Annotated in this window: 12 protein-coding genes; 3 read left to right on the forward strand and 9 right to left on the reverse strand. The window is 57.9% G+C overall.

Going from position 1 to position 14,633, the window contains the following annotated elements; all coding sequences use genetic code 11:
• Positions 1–93 precede the first annotated feature (93 nt).
• From GQE98_RS15425 to GQE98_RS15435, 3 genes are all read right to left on the reverse strand, one after another.
• Positions 94–1,041, reverse strand: a complete 948-nt coding sequence (locus GQE98_RS15425) for a class I SAM-dependent methyltransferase (protein WP_161316604.1) — start codon at positions 1,039–1,041, stop codon at positions 94–96.
• 135 nt (positions 1,042–1,176) lie between these two features.
• On the reverse strand, positions 1,177–2,766 hold the full coding sequence (locus tag GQE98_RS15430) for a class I adenylate-forming enzyme family protein (RefSeq protein WP_161316605.1): 1,590 nt from the start codon (positions 2,764–2,766) through the stop codon (positions 1,177–1,179).
• A 124-nt stretch (positions 2,767–2,890) separates the two neighbouring features.
• Positions 2,891–4,408, reverse strand: a complete 1,518-nt coding sequence (locus GQE98_RS15435) for a bifunctional metallophosphatase/5'-nucleotidase (protein WP_161316606.1) — start codon at positions 4,406–4,408, stop codon at positions 2,891–2,893.
• Between the two features lie 59 nt (positions 4,409–4,467).
• Here GQE98_RS15435 and GQE98_RS15440 point away from each other — a divergent pair, with 59 nt between their 5' ends.
• Positions 4,468–4,875, forward strand: coding sequence for an HIT domain-containing protein (locus GQE98_RS15440; protein ID WP_161316607.1), 408 nt, complete (start codon positions 4,468–4,470; stop codon positions 4,873–4,875).
• Here the strand turns inward: GQE98_RS15440 and GQE98_RS15445 are convergent.
• Together GQE98_RS15445 and GQE98_RS15450 are read right to left on the reverse strand one after the other, a co-directional pair.
• Positions 4,870–5,454: an aminomethyltransferase family protein gene (locus GQE98_RS15445; RefSeq protein WP_161316608.1), complete on the reverse strand. Its 585-nt coding sequence runs from the start codon at positions 5,452–5,454 to the stop codon at positions 4,870–4,872. The two genes, GQE98_RS15440 and GQE98_RS15445, sit on opposite strands and share 6 nt — an antisense overlap.
• Positions 5,447–7,813, reverse strand: coding sequence for a glycine cleavage T C-terminal barrel domain-containing protein (locus GQE98_RS15450; protein ID WP_161316609.1), 2,367 nt, complete (start codon positions 7,811–7,813; stop codon positions 5,447–5,449). The genes GQE98_RS15445 and GQE98_RS15450 overlap by 8 nt, the downstream gene beginning before the upstream one ends.
• A 154-nt stretch (positions 7,814–7,967) precedes the next feature.
• Between GQE98_RS15450 and GQE98_RS15455 the strand changes: the two genes are divergently transcribed.
• Positions 7,968–8,702, forward strand: coding sequence for an SDR family oxidoreductase (locus tag GQE98_RS15455; protein ID WP_161316610.1), 735 nt, complete (start codon positions 7,968–7,970; stop codon positions 8,700–8,702).
• Here the strand turns inward: GQE98_RS15455 and GQE98_RS15460 are convergent.
• Both GQE98_RS15460 and GQE98_RS15465 read right to left on the reverse strand, forming a co-directional pair.
• A complete protein-coding gene (locus GQE98_RS15460) occupies positions 8,699–9,763 on the reverse strand; it encodes a DUF2332 domain-containing protein (protein WP_161316611.1) in 1,065 nt (354 codons plus the stop codon). The two genes, GQE98_RS15455 and GQE98_RS15460, sit on opposite strands and share 4 nt — an antisense overlap.
• Entirely contained in the window at positions 9,763–10,962 is a 1,200-nt protein-coding gene (locus tag GQE98_RS15465) for an MFS transporter (protein WP_161316612.1), read from the reverse strand. Before GQE98_RS15465 ends, GQE98_RS15460 begins: the two co-directional genes overlap by 1 nt.
• A 160-nt stretch (positions 10,963–11,122) precedes the next feature.
• Here GQE98_RS15465 and GQE98_RS15470 point away from each other — a divergent pair, with 160 nt between their 5' ends.
• Entirely contained in the window at positions 11,123–12,067 is a 945-nt protein-coding gene (locus tag GQE98_RS15470) for a cyclase family protein (RefSeq protein WP_161316613.1), read from the forward strand.
• Between the two features lie 54 nt (positions 12,068–12,121).
• Here GQE98_RS15470 and GQE98_RS15475 read toward each other — a convergent pair whose 3' ends face one another.
• Positions 12,122–13,039, reverse strand: a complete 918-nt coding sequence (locus GQE98_RS15475; protein WP_161316614.1) for a ketopantoate reductase family protein — start codon at positions 13,037–13,039, stop codon at positions 12,122–12,124.
• A 124-nt stretch (positions 13,040–13,163) separates the two neighbouring features.
• Complete coding sequence (locus GQE98_RS15480) at positions 13,164–14,462, reverse strand: DUF2254 domain-containing protein (RefSeq protein WP_161316615.1); 1,299 nt, start codon at positions 14,460–14,462, stop codon at positions 13,164–13,166.
• Between the last annotated feature and the right edge of the window lie 171 nt (positions 14,463–14,633).

Consider the following 14,633-nt stretch of genomic DNA (forward strand, 5'->3'; position numbering starts at 1 on the left):
AAGGCCGGAACATACTGACCCCTGCGCGCCCTGTCAATGACCAAAAAGCCTGTTTTAGGGAAGAAATTGTCGAGGGGGCGCAAACACCCTCACTCACTTGATATCAAAGGGTTTACGCGCATAGATCCGGAAAACCTTGAGATTACCGGCATCCATCATCTTGATCCGCCGCATCCACAGCTCTCCCTCATTGAGAATCCATTCATGCAGATGGCCGCTTTTCTCGCCATTGCCGGTCCGGGTCGCATAATCAGCGAAGGACTTGAGTACATTCGATTTATATTCAGCCGTCACATTTTCGGCGATGCTGATCTCGAACCCTACTTCCGTCAGCAGCCTCCGCGTTTCCTCTACATCGATCGGATTCGCCGGAATCGGTTCCGCGTCCTGCCAGGGTTTTAGCTCTGGCGCCGTCGGTTCTATCCCCTCCAGCATATAATCGGACATCATGAACTGGCCCGCGGGCTTCAGCATCTTGAAGATTGCGGCAAAACAGGCCGCCTTGTCCTTCACCGTAAACAGCGCTTCGGAGGCATAAACCACATCCGCCGAACGTGGCTTCGGATCCAGATTGTTGAAATCGCAGTGCAGGAATTTAACCTTGCGATGCAGGCCCGCATCCTTGGTCATCACCGCCGCAGAATCCCGCAGGGCCTCATCTGCCTCATAGCCGGTTACATAGGCGTCATACTCACTAGAAACCCAGCGCGTAAATCCGCCCAGGCCACTACCCAGTTCGGAAACACTTAATGCCTTGTTGATGCAAAGCGGCTTGGTCAGCTTTCCCTTGGTATCGTCAGGAATACATCGGGTCATCCCCTCGCCAAACAGGGTGACAACCGATCTCTGGCGACTAAGACTCCATCCATTGACAGAGGGCGGACCATCCTTGATGACAATCTTCTCTTCTTCCGAAAGATCATCGAAAGACTCTTCATTGGCGTTATCGCCTGCCACATCAACGCCATTCCACCACGCCTTCAAGCGGTGCTTGAAGGACGTTTTGATCTCGTCATCTGGGCTCGCAGTTTCTGCTCTCATCCAATATTCCTGAAATCACTCTCAGTCCGGTCCAGTCATCTCGACCAGATTCGGGAGTATGGCAGAAAGAAATTAACCGTTCGTAAAGCGTGTTACCCCGCCGAAACGGGGCACGCCGAGACGGAGATACGCCAATCAGGTGGCGTTCACCGCCTCCCAATAAGGAACCCGGAGTTCGCGCTTCATCACCTTGCCGATCGTGCTGCGCGGCAGGGAATCGCGAAATTCAACCCCGCTGATCCGCTGGGTCTTGCCAAGGCGGTCATTGACCCAGTCCTTAAGCGTCTCCTCGGTCAGCGTGGAGCCTTCCTTCGGCACGACCAGCGCTAGGGGTGTTTCCCCCCACTCCTCGCTCGGGATGCCGATCACGGCGACATCAGCGACATCCTCATTCTTGGTGAGTTCCACTTCAATATCGGCGGCATATATGTTGAAACCGCCGGAAATGATCATGTCCTTCTTGCGATCCAGCAGGAACAGGAAGCCATCCTCATCAAAGCGGCCCATGTCCCCACTTTTATAAAAAATCTTCCCGTCGGGAGAGCGCCAGATCATGTCGTCGGTCAGGTCCGGACGGCCATGATAACCCGTCATCATTGCATCAGACCGGCCGACAATTTCGCCAATTTCGCCTTGTGGCAATTCCACGCCCGCTTCACTGAGGATGCGCAGCTCGACCCCCTCACCCGGCTTGCCGACGGAGGCCAACTTGTCCGGGAATTCCGTGCAGGACAGCGCCGTGCCGATCCCGCCTTCGGTCAGGCCGTAAATCTCGACCATCTTGCCGGGCCAGCGGCTGATAATCTCGCGCTTTACCCCCTCACGCAGCGGCGCGCTGGTGGAGAGTTTCACCTCGAAACTGCTGAGGTCATAGGACTCAAAATCCGGATGGGCAAGAATGCGCTGATACTGTACCGGCACCAACATCGCATGGGTGACTTTCTCGGCCGCCGCAATCTGCAGGAATTTCTCGGTATCGAACTTGGGCATGATAATGACCCGTCCGCCCAGCGCGAGCGTTGGCAACAGCGCGACAAGCGTGGTGTTCGAGTACATCGCCGTGGAAACCAGCGTCACTGCGCCTTCGCGAATGCCCATCCCTTCAAACCGAAGGATGTGCTGGCTGCGCATTTTATGGCTCTGCTCAATCCCCTTGGGAACCCCCGTGGTGCCCGATGAGTAGATCAGGTTAAACGGGTCCGTCTCCTGCACATCGACATAGAGATGGTCCGTCGAAGCCCCCTTGATCAGGTCTTCATAGGCGGTCCAGCCCTCACCTTCAAAGTCGAACGCGACATAGCCATCGTCCGCCACGCCGTCAACCCGGCCCCGGAAGGGTTCGATCAGGTCCCGCGTCGATTGGGACGCAAACACCAGCTTCGAGCCGGAATCGCGGACCATCACTTCCAGCTGCTCACTGGAGGCCATACCCGAGAGCGGCACGATGCAGAGTCCGGCCTGCAACGCGCCGAGGAATACTTCGAGATACTCGATGCTGCTTTTTGCCAGCACCGCCACCATGTCACCGCGGCCGAGACCACGGCTGGCCAGCATGTTAGCAACCATGTTCGTGCGGGGCAGGAATTCGGCCCAAGTGCGCGTCTCTCCCTCGCATTTGATTGCCTCCAACGACGGGTGCGCCGCCGCGGCAGCTCGGATACGCTCCGCATAATGCACAAAAGGAAAGTTCTCACTGGTCGTATCGGCGGGATTTGACTGGCTCATTTTTTCTCCATTTTCTTTCAGCCCCAGGGGCCGTGGCAATATTTTTATCGCAGACTAGCCTCTGCCCCCCGCCAAGAAAAGCAAAGAATTAAGGCGGAAGGGCAGTTTTAGGATAGGACAGGCGTTACTTTTCCGTGATGCGGCCGCCGGGGACCTTGTTAATCCCGTCCATATCCCGGATATAATTCATCACCGTTGTCGCCATCAACGTGCCACCCGAGGCATCAATCAGCTGCTTCTTGCCTTTCAGCACCGCATAGCCATCGCCGCCATCCGCGATATAGTCATTGGTCGCGACGGTGTAGATCTTGTCCATTTCCAGCGGTGCACCGCCGACCGTCACTTCGGTAATCCGCGCGCCGGATGGCAGGGCTTTGTCATAGGTAAAGGCCACGCCGGATACCTGCCCGAAACGGCCCGCGACATCCTCCACCTTGGAGACCCCCGTCTCCAGCATCTCCTTTACATCCGCGCCAGAGAGTTCCAGCAGCACCGTGACATTGCCAAACGGCAGCTCGGTCAGGATATCCTTGCGCGTCAGGACTGTGCCCGGATCATACAGGCGGTCACCGCGAATGCCGCCGCCGTTGGTAAAGCCGATATCCGCCTTGACCTCGGCGCGCATGGCATCTGAAATCAGGCTCCCGATTGCCGCCTCGGTACTGCGAACCGTGCCGCGCGTCGAATCCAGCAATATCGCCGTCTTGCCAATGGGGACGCTAAGTTCCTTATCAAGGGCCGCTTCATAATTATCGATAATCGCCTTGATTTCCGGATCAGGGGTCACCCCTCTCGTCGCCACCATCTTCCAGCTTGGCAGGACGGAAAGACGTTTCTTGCCGCGGCTCTCAATCCACTCCACATCGAGATCCAGCACCCCGAGATAAATCCCGTCTGCCCCGGACTGCATCACGGGAACATCGTTTTTCACAAAGGTCGCCGCCACATGGTCATGACCAGCCAGCACCGCGTGCAACCCCTCCACCTGTTCGGTCAGGTCCTCATCTTTTGCAAGATCAAGATGGGTGAGCGCGATGATAATCTCCGCCCCGCTTTCCGTCAGCGCCTTAACCGCCGCATTGGCCGTACCGACCACATCACCGAAGCGGATATCCTTGCCCGGCTGGGACAAAAAGACGGTCTCCGGCGTCAGAATCCCGAAGAAGCCCACCTTGAAGCCGCCGACTTCCATAATCATGGCCGACTGCGCCCCGAGTGCCACATTGCCCGCCCCGTCGAATATGTTGGTGCCGAGCCAGGGGAAAGTTGATTCGGAGATCCGTTCTGCCGTTACCTCGGGGCCGAAATCAAACTCATGATTGCCGAGCACCGCAATATCGGTGCCGACCGCATTCATCAGGGCGATCATCTCCGTCCCCTTGCTGAGGCCCGACATGATGGACGGAGAAATCAGGTCACCCCCGAAAGTCACAACAGTGTTGGGAGAGCGCGCTTTTTCCGCCTTGATCAAAGTCGAAAGCTCGGCAAAGCCACCATTGCCCTTGACCCCGGATAATTGATAGATGTCGTTAAAATGCAGGAAAGTGAGTTTCGTTGGCTCCGCCGATACAGACGCGGTAAGCAACAGGAACACCGGCGCCAACAACAGAAGAACGCGATTAAAAAGCGATTTATGTTTCATGAGAAATCCCCTACCCTGATTGAGCTATCAGTTTCATTATTATCGCAGGAATTATAACGATGTTCCAGCTTCATTCGCAGCTTGCCAAAGACACCTTCCCCGTCCTGACACTACCGCTCTCGCGCGTTCTGCTGATGAATGACGCCCGCTTTCCCTGGATCATCCTGGTACCGGAGAAGCCGGGCCTCGTCGATCTCCACGATTTAAAGCATGCCGAATATAATACCCTGACGCGGGAAATACGTGCCGCCTCCAAGGCGATGGCACAGCTTTTCTCGGCGGACAAGATGAATGTCGCAACGCTCGGAAACATGGTGCCGCAACTACATATCCATGTAATTGCCCGTTATCGAAGTGATGCCGCCTGGCCCGCGCCGGTCTGGGGGAAGGGCGAAGCTGTTCCCTACGAAAAGGGCGTGGCGGAAGCGCGGATCACTGACATTCGCAAGATGCTGGAGAGTTTATAGCACCTTATAGCCGAACTGGGCGGCGCGGAGGGTCAGCCAGCGCCAAAGTTCCTGCGCATGCGAGCGCGGGACGAGAAGATCGTAATGCGTCGCATCTGGCCTGAGAAGCAGGATATCAATCCCGCCGATATCTGCCGTCAACACCGTCCCTGCGGCGACAGAGGTATCGCGGAGATCCTGCCGGATGCCCCGTTTGAGAACCGCAACCGCCATCGCTCCACTGAGACGCAACAGGCAACGGGCATGGCCGAGGGGAACAACGGCGCCCTCTTCCGGCGTGATCGCAACCTCCAGTATTTCCGCCGGTGCCGCCGCGCCAAGATAGGCGAATGACCCGGTTTGAAGATGCAGCAAATGCCCCTCTTTCAGCCGCTGGATTTTCCCGCTTTCCGGCAGTTCACTGATACCGAGCAGTTCCGCCAGTTTGGAACGAAGGCTGGCCCGCCGCCAATCCCACAGGGATATTTCAAGATAGGAGAATTCCCTTATTTCCTGAAAAGTTACGCCCGGATGCTCACCTGCCGCCCCAAAGCGGCCGTGAATCCGCTGTCCGCGGAGTGCTGAGTTGCGATCAGGCATGGCGGGCCTCCTTATGTGCCATAAATCCGGGCCGGCCGACCTTTACATCGACAATTGTCTCCCTGTCCTTGCTCACGGCGCGGATCAGGGTTCCTTCGCGTTCCCGGCCCTCATTCAGCAGGGCAAGTGCAATCTCGCGGCCTAGGAACGGGCTATGGCAGGCAGAGGTAATATGGCCGATGCCCGGTCCCGTCGGCGCTGTTCCATCCCCCTCGAACAGGGTCATCCCCACGGAAAGTGGCGGCGTCTTTTGCCCTTCCGGGCCACTTGAAACGGCTTTCAGGCCAACAAGTTGCGCCCGGATCTTATGATCCGGGTTGGTCTCTCGAGATACCGGGAAGCCAAGATCGTCCGCGGTGGTCTCTCCGTTCAATTCCTGCGGTCCCGGTCGGCCCGTCTCGATCCGCAAAATCTCTCTCGCTCTTGTGCCGACAAGGGTCAGCCCATGCGCTTTTCCCTTTTCCGTCAAAAGGGTCCAGAGATTATCCACAAAGCCTGCACGGGTGAAAATTTCGTAGCCCGGTCCGGTGGCAAGGCTGATCCGGGCAAGGCGGACCGGGAATTCATCCTGTGAAAAATCGCGAAATCCCATTGGCGGGAGGATCTCGGCCATCACCGACATCGGCAGGGTATCCGCGAGCAAGGCCTCTGACCCGGGGCCCATCACGGCAAGGCCGCCCCATTCATCAGTGACATCCGTCATTCGCAGGCGACGCGTCGTATCCTCCGCCTCCGACAGCCGCAAAAGGCGGTCCTGGACGGCGTTGAAAGATGTCGCTGCCATTGTCAGCAGGAAGTGATGCCGGGCAATTCGCCAGCAAATCACCGGAGCAATAACACCCCCACTTTCCTTGCAGAGCAGGACCTGCCGCATAAGGCCCTCGTTCAGGGCCGCCACATCACCGCCGAACACCTGCTCCAGAAAACCGGCCGCATCCGGGCCCTGAATATCGATCTTGCCGAGATGGGAAAGGTCCGCCATACCGACAGTATTATGTACCGCCAGCGCCTCGCGGGAGCCCGCCGCCAGGGCATCCTCTCCCGTCGCGGGATAGGCTGCGGCAAGCCGCCATTTACAAAGGTTCTGCGGCACCGCGCCCGCGCGCGATTGCGCCTCGCAAAGGGGGCCGCGCCGTGTTTTCGGCAGCGCTTCGGCGCGCATCTTTCCCGCGGGCCCGACGGCTGTACTTTCCTCCCCGATCTCGGGAAGGCTGCGCGGGAAAACGCCCGCCGACTGGATCAGGCTGTCACATTCGAGAAATATATTCCGCTGGAGCGGGGCATTTCCGGATTTTTGAACCGCGATCCGCCGAAGACGCCGGAACCCTTGCGCCCGGACAATCCGGTGGCCGGGATAAAGCGGGATACCGGCATGGCGGGCAAACTGATGACAGTGCGTCGGCACCTCGTCGCGGGCATCAATAATCGCGGCGAGCTGGATGCCCCGAGCAAGGCAGGACGCGGCCAATCGGTAGCCGCCGGTATGACCAACATAAAGTATCATTTTATGCCCCGGCAGGACTGCCTGACGATTAATCAAGGTAAGCGCATATTCAAGATTAAAAACACCGGACAGTCCATTGTTTTCAAAAGGAAATATCTGGTCTTCTTTACCCATCGAAAAAACTATTTCCCGAGCCTGGACATGACGCAGCCGGAGGAAGGGCAAATGCGGATCAGCCGCCGCCAGATGGTTCTGAGGCTGCTCTTCCACATGCAGAAGGGTTTCCCCCTCCCGCGCAACGGCCGTGGTCCGGTTCAGCATCCGGACATTCGGCATCTCTGCGAGCTTGGCCAGCATGTTGTCCCGCCATTCGTCGGGAGCCTGCCCGTCAATCCACTCCTCGGTATTCAGCAGGCTGCCGCCAAACTCGAAATCCCGCTCAATCAAAAGGACATCCGCCCCCGTCTCCGCCTGCTCAAGCACAGCCTTCAGGCCCGCGGGGCCACTGCCGACAACAAGATAATCCACATAGTCATAGACATGCTCCGTCTCGACCAGCCCGTCGGAACTAAATGGCGGCTCCTTATCGGTTGTCGATATGCGGGCAAGCCTCAGGAGCCGGTGGAGCCAGGGATACTGGCTTTTCGCTGCAATACCTTCATAAAGTTCCTGTGCCGCGGTAATGGCGGTGGCGTGCTCCTGCCCGTCCCGCGTGACAAGGACGCTATCCGGGACGTCGACGCCCTGCGCGAGAAGTGCCGAGGCCAGCGTATCCCCGCCAAACCCCTCAAACGCCAATCCGTTGAAACGGAAATGCAAAGGCCGCGCACGATCGATCAGCCCGCCCGCGATCCGGTAATCGGGCGTACTGCGCCCCTTTCCTGATGCAAATTTAAACGGCCAGATACGCGCCATTGTTACTATCCCCTCATCGCCTTCTATCTAGCAGAAACGACCTCCTTAAAGCTACACAGGATTATGTTTCTTTTTAGGCCCGCTGCCAATTGACTTGCCCCTTTTCTGGGCCTAGCCTTTTACAGCGCAGTATTGTCAGAAAAAGGATAAAAACATGACCAAGCAATCCTGTCTCGTCGTCGGTGCGGGGGATGCGACCGGCGGCGCCATTGCCAGAAGATTTGCCCGAGAAGGGTTCGAGACCTGCATCGTGCGCCGCGCGCGGCATATCGATAGTCTGAACGCCCTCGCCGAGGATATCAAGAAGGAGGGCGGCAGTGCCCATGCCTTTGGCGCTGATGCCCGCGAGGAGGAGGAAATTGTCGATCTCTTTGCGAAGATCGAAAAGGATATCGCCCCGCTTGGCGCCGTCATCTTCAATATCGGTGGCAATGTCAATTTCCCGATTACCGAGATGACCAGCCGTGTATATCGCAAAGTCTGGGAGATGAGCTGTTTTGCCGGGTTCCTCACCGGGCGGGAGGCCGCGAGAGTCATGCTGCCGCGCGGAAAAGGCACGATTTTGTTTACCGGCGCAACGGCCTCGATCCGGGGCGGCGCGGGCTATTCCGCCTTTGCTGGCGCCAAACATTCGCTGCGCGCCCTCGCCCAGAGCCTCGCACGGGAATTGGGGCCACAGGGCATTCATGTCGCCCATGTCATTATCGACGGGGCGATCGACACCGCCTATGTGAAAGAGAGATTCCCGGAGCGTTATGCCTTACGCGAGAAGGACGGCATCTTGCAGCCCGAGGATATCGCCGAGAATTACTGGCATCTGCATGCCCAGAACCCCTCTGCCTGGACCCATGAGATGGACCTGCGCCCCTGGATGGAGAAAATGGCCTAACCTCCCTTTTTCGGCCAGCCCTGCCAGTCGATCCAGCGACCGTGGAAATCGGCACGCCCGACCAGATGCTCCTCCCCTGACGGCCAGAGTATGAGGGTCAGGCCGGTGCCGGGGGAGTTGCCGTCAATCTCCATCCGCGCCCAGGCGAGCGGGGCCGCCTCGGTTGCGCGGGCCCCGGCGGCGCGGATAATTTTCTCTCCCCTTGCACGGGCCTCCTCCGGCAGATACTGCCAGGCAATCGTGCTGTAGATAACATGGGCGACTCCCTCCCTTGGCCTGGCCGTCCGCGTTTTAAGCCAATCGAGGGCATCGGCCTTCTCCACCCGCTCGCCTTGCCCGGCGGCAATATCGAATGCGGCGCGCGTGCGTTGCAACCGATCCGCCTGATCCGGCCAGATGAAGGACAGCATCCGCTCCCGATCGGCGGCATGACCCGGATCGACGGGCAAGAGGTCACATCCCGCCCTCTCCCGAATATCAAGTGATATGTTCAAAGGCGGATTGCCGATCCATTTCGGCTCGATCTGTACGGCGGAGGAAGAATCGCCATAGCTTTTCGCACCCAGAGTGATGTGAAAATGATCGGGATAGAGATTAAGCCCTGCACTCGCCCCGACTTCCGAAATCATCAGCGGCAGGCCGGTCTGCTCCATCACCTCCAGAAACATCGGCAGGGTCGCGCTTACGCGCCGCACCTCGTTGGTTTGCGGTGGGCCTTTCAGGCGGTGCAGGATAAAGCCCTCGTCCTCGACAAGCGCGGCGGCGATGGCCGCCCAAAGATCCTCGTCTGAAGCGGCTTCATGATGCGGCGGATAAACAGACGCGAGCGCCGCATTTTTGCCTGCGAGAACAAGCGCATGCAGCGCCCCGCAGAGCCGGAGCGGCACTGAATCCCCACGCGCGGAGGCATCGCCCGGCCAGCCAAGAATCATATCGGCAACCGCGCCCCCGCCTGTAAGCCGGACGCCCGCAAGGCGGCACACCCGCGCCGTAAAGGGTGAGCCGAGTTTCTCGCAGGCCTCCCCCTGATCGGCGAAAATATCGCGTATCTGTTTTTTCATCACTCCGCCCCTTCGGCGTCATTTTTCCGCCGCCTCATGGCGAATACGGAGCTGCAGAATATGACGGTGCAGCAAGTCAGCACGGCAAGCGAGACCAGCGGCAAAACGTCATATCCCCAGTGCACGGAAACAAAATTTGATATCCAGGAGCCGACGGAGATACCGAGATAAAGCGCCGCCGCATTCAGCGCGAGCAGCAGACTGCGTCTTTCGGGATCGATATTGGCAATGCGTTGCTGCTGTGGCGAATGGAACATCATGCCGAAAGTCGACCAGATCATAATGGCAACAAACGCCAGCCACAAGTTCGGGCCAATTGCCCAGATCATAAAAAAGCCCGTGCCAAGACCGATCAGCGTAACGAAGATAACCTTATCCGGACCGAACCGATCGCTAAGCCGTCCGGCGAAGACATTGCCCAGCACACCGGTGAACCCGTAGGCGAGCAGCACCAGCACGATCAAGTCCTCGGCAAGGCCGAACTTGTGCGACATAAAGGGTGCGATCAGGGCGTAGGTGCAGAAGATCGCCGTCATCTGCACGAAGGTGGTGAGCACGGCGAAGGAGGAACGCACCCGCGTCAGCGCCTCAAAGATATGGGAGAAGGAAATCGGTGCGCCGGCCTGCCGATCCTTCACAAAATAGAGGATCGCGGCCATCGAGCTGAGCGCCACCAGAGCCAGCAGCAGGAAGACCAACCGCCAGCTCATCAAGGTGCCAAGATAGGCGGAAATCGGCGTCCCGAGAACGGAGGCGAAGGTCAGCCCGGCGAAGACGATCCCCATGGCGCGGCCCTGCTGTTCCGGCGGGGCGAGCCCGGCCCCAATGGCGGAGCACATCGGGCTGATCGCCGCCGCGCTAAGGCCCATCAGGCCGCGCGAGATGAACAGCATCTCATAGCTGGTCGAGGCCGCGCCCAGAATCAGCGCCAGCGCCAGCAGGCCAAGCCCGGTGCATAGTATTTTAATGCGCGCATAGCCGCTGAAGATCACCTGGGTGAGCGGTGCGGCGATGGCGAAAGCGAGCGCGAATACGGTCACCAGAAAGGCGATATCCGACGGCGGCACCTGAAGCCCATCCGATATCTGCCATGTCAGGGCAATAACGGACAGGCTGGACGTACCGACCATGAAATAAGCGGAACTGAGCGACACAAGCGCCCAGAGCGGAAAGGGTTTTTTTATTATTTTTGTTTCCATTTGAAGGAACATTAGCAAATGTCGACGCCTTCACCTAGTCCCAAATACAACCGGCAATCGCCAGACGGTCAATTCCCTCCCGCGCTGTAGTAGCTTGCATATTACGCTATTTATAATATTATTATTCTCTCATATATAAATAACCCCTGGGAGGATAATCATGGCATTCTGGAAAATACTCACCGCGACGGCGGTGGGAATGACTTTTCTTGCAGGCACGGCGTTCGCGGCGGATTGTACCCCGTCAAAATGGGGCGCGGATGACGAAATCGGGTCCGCCAACCTGGTCACACCGGAACGGACCCTCGCCGCCACCAAGCTGATCAAGCAGGGCAAGAGCGTCCCGCTTGGCATCGTGATCGATTCAAAAACACCCGCCTTCCCGCCGCGCGGACTCAGCCTTCAGGTGGTGCAGCCGAGCCAGCAGGGCGGACAGAAGCTGTTTGCCTTTAACGGTAACTATAACGACGATCTGGTGCAGCTCTGGCTCGGCATCGGGTCGCAGATCGACGGGCTCGGCCATCTTGGCGAGAATGGCCTCTACTACAACTGCAATGACGAGAAGGAAATCTCGCAGATCACGGGCCTCACCAAGCTCGGGACCCATAATATCCCGCCGCTGGTCAGCCGCGGCGTCATCATTGATATGGCGAAGCATTTCGGCGTCACCGCGATGGAGGCCGGGCAGTTCTTCACCGCCGCCGATATTCAGGCTGCGGCCAAGGCACAAGAGGTTGAAATCCGCGAGGGTGACGTGGTGCTGTTCTACACCGGCTGGACAGACGCAAAATTGGAGAGCGATCCCATGGCCTGGGCCAGCGCGGAACCCGGCACATCAGAGGATGCGGCTGAATGGCTCGCCGCACAGAATGTGATGGCCGTGGGTTCGGACACCTGGGGCATTGACGTTATCCCGCCGGAAAAAGAGGGCCGGCCCTTCTACGGCCATGTCACCTTGCTGCAAAAGAACGGGATATATCTACTGGAGACCATGAACACCGGCCCGCTGGTGCGTGACGGCGTGAAGGAGTTCATGTTCGTCCTCGGACAGGCCCGCATACGCGGCACGGTGCAGATGATCATCAACCCGGTCGCGCTCTACTAGACGACACCAACAACCTGCAAAAGGGATCGGAAAACCGGTCCCTTTTTTTTGGGCTTAACCTTGCTTCTGTCCTGCCGCCACGGCCATATGGGTGTAGGCGATTTTGAGGAGGGGGCAGTCGATATTATGGGGCGCGCCTTTCTCGACGAGATCGCCGAGGATATGTTCATGCTCCGTGCGGAGGCCGCCGACAAGATCGCGCATCATCGAGGCGGTGAAGGGAGAGCCTTCCCGGGTCAGCATGGCGAGTTGCCCTTCCTTCACTTTTTCCGGGATCGGGTGGCCATTCGCGGCGGCAATGGCGCAGGCCTCGCCGTGGGTGCGACGGGCCATCTCCTCCCCATGGCGGGTCGCGACGATCTCCCCGACGGACCCGAGGCAGAGCGTTGTCATCGCGGCCAGCGTCGCCAGCATCACCCATTTCTCCCAGAGCGACTGCTCGATATCCTCACTATAGGTAAACTTGAAATCAGCCTTCTCGCAGAGCCCTGCGAATTCCCGCGCGGTTGCCTCCTGCGCTGGCGTCCGATGACCGGCGATGAGCCCGGCAAGATCGCCCATGCGCTTGACCGCGCCGGTCTCGGTGATCATCGCCGCGATATGGGCGACGCCGCCCATCACCCGGTCCTTGCCATATTTCTCATCCAGGAACTCGAGATGGTTAAAACCATTCAGGAACGGCAGGAACAACCCCTTCCCGCCTGCCTTTTCAAGAGAGCCCAGCGAGTCCCGCAAATCATAGGATTTCGGCGCCAGCATGATCAGGTCATAGTCAGGGGTGAGCTGATCGGCGGTCACGGATTTCGGATGGACGGTGAAACTGCCGTCGTCATTCTCGATGGTGAGGCCGTTCTCGGAGATGAGCTTATGGCGTTTCTCCCGCAGCAGGAAGGTAATATCAGCTCCCGCCTCCATCAGTTTCGCGCCAAAATATCCGCCCACGCCACCGGCGCCTACGATCAGTATCTTCATGATGTTTACCCTCTAGAATGCCACGTTGAAAGGCCAAGGTCTGGCCCTGCGGCGTTTCCCCATTATGACAATGCCGTCCGGGAAAATATACCCTAAATCATTGTTAAGGCGACAAATCGCCGGGTTATTTCCCGGCCTCCTCCAGCCGTTCACGGTTGGCCTTGCGAATGAAGGGCGGAAGGACTTCGACCACGCTTTCTATATCCTCCGGAAGATGATCAGTCTTTTCAACCTCCCGAATCAACAGCAGGGCATGTTTCGTCAACAAATCCTGCACATTCTTGCCGCAGGTCGCACAGAGCCGCGAGTATACGCGCGCCAGGCAGATCGCCATCAGGATATTGCTCCCCGAGGCTTGACGTAGCGGATGAAACGCCTGGTTAATCAGGTTTGCAAGCGACAACTCCTGTACCAGCAGGCGGATATTTCCCTCTTCATCCTTGCGGACAAAAGCCTCGGCATCATCCTGCGTCGCCGCCTGCGACAGGGCATCAGACAGGCTGTCAATGGCGGCAATAGCAGTATAGGTATCGTTGACGCCCGGCGACAAGGCCCGCAGCGCAATCTCCAGCAGCAGATTAATGGAGAACTCGACCGGGCTGTCGGCGGAGCGCGCCGGGCGGATTGTCACCTGCTTCTGGATAGTTTCGACCGTGTCTTCATCGAGCTCTGCGGTCGCCTTGATCAGTACTTCCTCCGCCAGGGTATAGGCGCCCATCGGCTTTCGGATCTGCAAGGTGATATCCTTCTCCGCTGCTATCTCGATCAGCTTGCGTTCATTGATCATGCCCAGATAGCCGGGTTTTCCCGCCATTATCTCGAAATCCAGCTTGTCGATTTTCTTTTCCTTGAGTTTTTGCACACCCTCCTGCTCTTCGCGCCGCTTCCGTCGATCTTCAAGCGCGGATTTCAGACTGCTCGTTATCCCGGCAATTTCCTCATCTATGGCAACACTTTGGGAGACATTGCGAACAAAATAGATAAGCTGCATGACGCATAGCGCCGCCAGTATTTCCGCCCCCAGAATGGTAATGTCCGGCACAAAGTCCGGCTCGATGAAAGTGAGGGAAAACAGGGCATACAGAAATGTTCCGCCAAATATGCCCGCTGTCATCTGGTTGACGAAATCCGACGTGAACCGTTTCAGCATGCGTGGGGCAAGGGTCCCGGCGGCAAGAGCAAAAACAACCAGAACAATCGAGTAGGTCAGTGTCAGTGCCGACATCGCCCCGCCGGCAATAATGGAGAGGAGTGTCCGCGCTGTCTCCGGTGCGAGTTCCTGCAAATACGGCTTGAGTATCGCAGGCTCCCAATAGGTCTCCAGATAGCCGATCACCAGGGCCATGGCACCGATCGATAAGGCTATGCCCGCCGGAACAGTTTGCAGCATAATAAATGGATGGCGCAGAAAGGTAAAATTCATCTTGTTTCCCGCTTGTTTGGCAGCGCGCCCAGGGTATCCCTTGTGTTATCCTGGTCACGCCTTCACGAAGATTGAGCGTTTTTGCGCAACGCCTCTTGTTTTTTACTGTTGGCCGGTTAGATAAGTCACCGGAATATGCACAGATAGTTCAGTTCACCGCATATTAATTTT

It is taken from the genome of Sneathiella litorea (assembly GCF_009882915.1).
In the GTDB taxonomy this organism is placed as follows: domain Bacteria; phylum Pseudomonadota; class Alphaproteobacteria; order Sneathiellales; family Sneathiellaceae; genus Sneathiella; species Sneathiella litorea.

Bases quoted from the DNA above. Each gene is read 5' to 3' on its own strand.
- GQE98_RS15425 (WP_161316604.1), bottom strand. From the start codon at position 1,041: ATGAGAGCAGAAACTGCGAGCCCAGATGACGAGATCAAAACGTCCTTC.
- GQE98_RS15475 (WP_161316614.1), bottom strand. From the start codon at position 13,039: ATGAAGATACTGATCGTAGGCGCCGGTGGCGTGGGCGGATATTTTGGC.
- GQE98_RS15445 (WP_161316608.1), bottom strand. From the start codon at position 5,454: ATGCCTGATCGCAACTCAGCACTCCGCGGACAGCGGATTCACGGCCGC.
- GQE98_RS15460 (WP_161316611.1), bottom strand. From the start codon at position 9,763: ATGAAAAAACAGATACGCGATATTTTCGCCGATCAGGGGGAGGCCTGC.
- GQE98_RS15480 (WP_161316615.1), bottom strand. From the start codon at position 14,462: ATGAATTTTACCTTTCTGCGCCATCCATTTATTATGCTGCAAACTGTT.
- GQE98_RS15465 (WP_161316612.1), bottom strand. From the start codon at position 10,962: ATGGAAACAAAAATAATAAAAAAACCCTTTCCGCTCTGGGCGCTTGTG.
- GQE98_RS15440 (WP_161316607.1), top strand. From the start codon at position 4,468: ATGTTCCAGCTTCATTCGCAGCTTGCCAAAGACACCTTCCCCGTCCTG.
- GQE98_RS15470 (WP_161316613.1), top strand. From the start codon at position 11,123: ATGGCATTCTGGAAAATACTCACCGCGACGGCGGTGGGAATGACTTTT.
- GQE98_RS15450 (WP_161316609.1), bottom strand. From the start codon at position 7,813: ATGGCGCGTATCTGGCCGTTTAAATTTGCATCAGGAAAGGGGCGCAGT.
- GQE98_RS15430 (WP_161316605.1), bottom strand. From the start codon at position 2,766: ATGAGCCAGTCAAATCCCGCCGATACGACCAGTGAGAACTTTCCTTTT.
- GQE98_RS15435 (WP_161316606.1), bottom strand. From the start codon at position 4,408: ATGAAACATAAATCGCTTTTTAATCGCGTTCTTCTGTTGTTGGCGCCG.
- GQE98_RS15455 (WP_161316610.1), top strand. From the start codon at position 7,968: ATGACCAAGCAATCCTGTCTCGTCGTCGGTGCGGGGGATGCGACCGGC.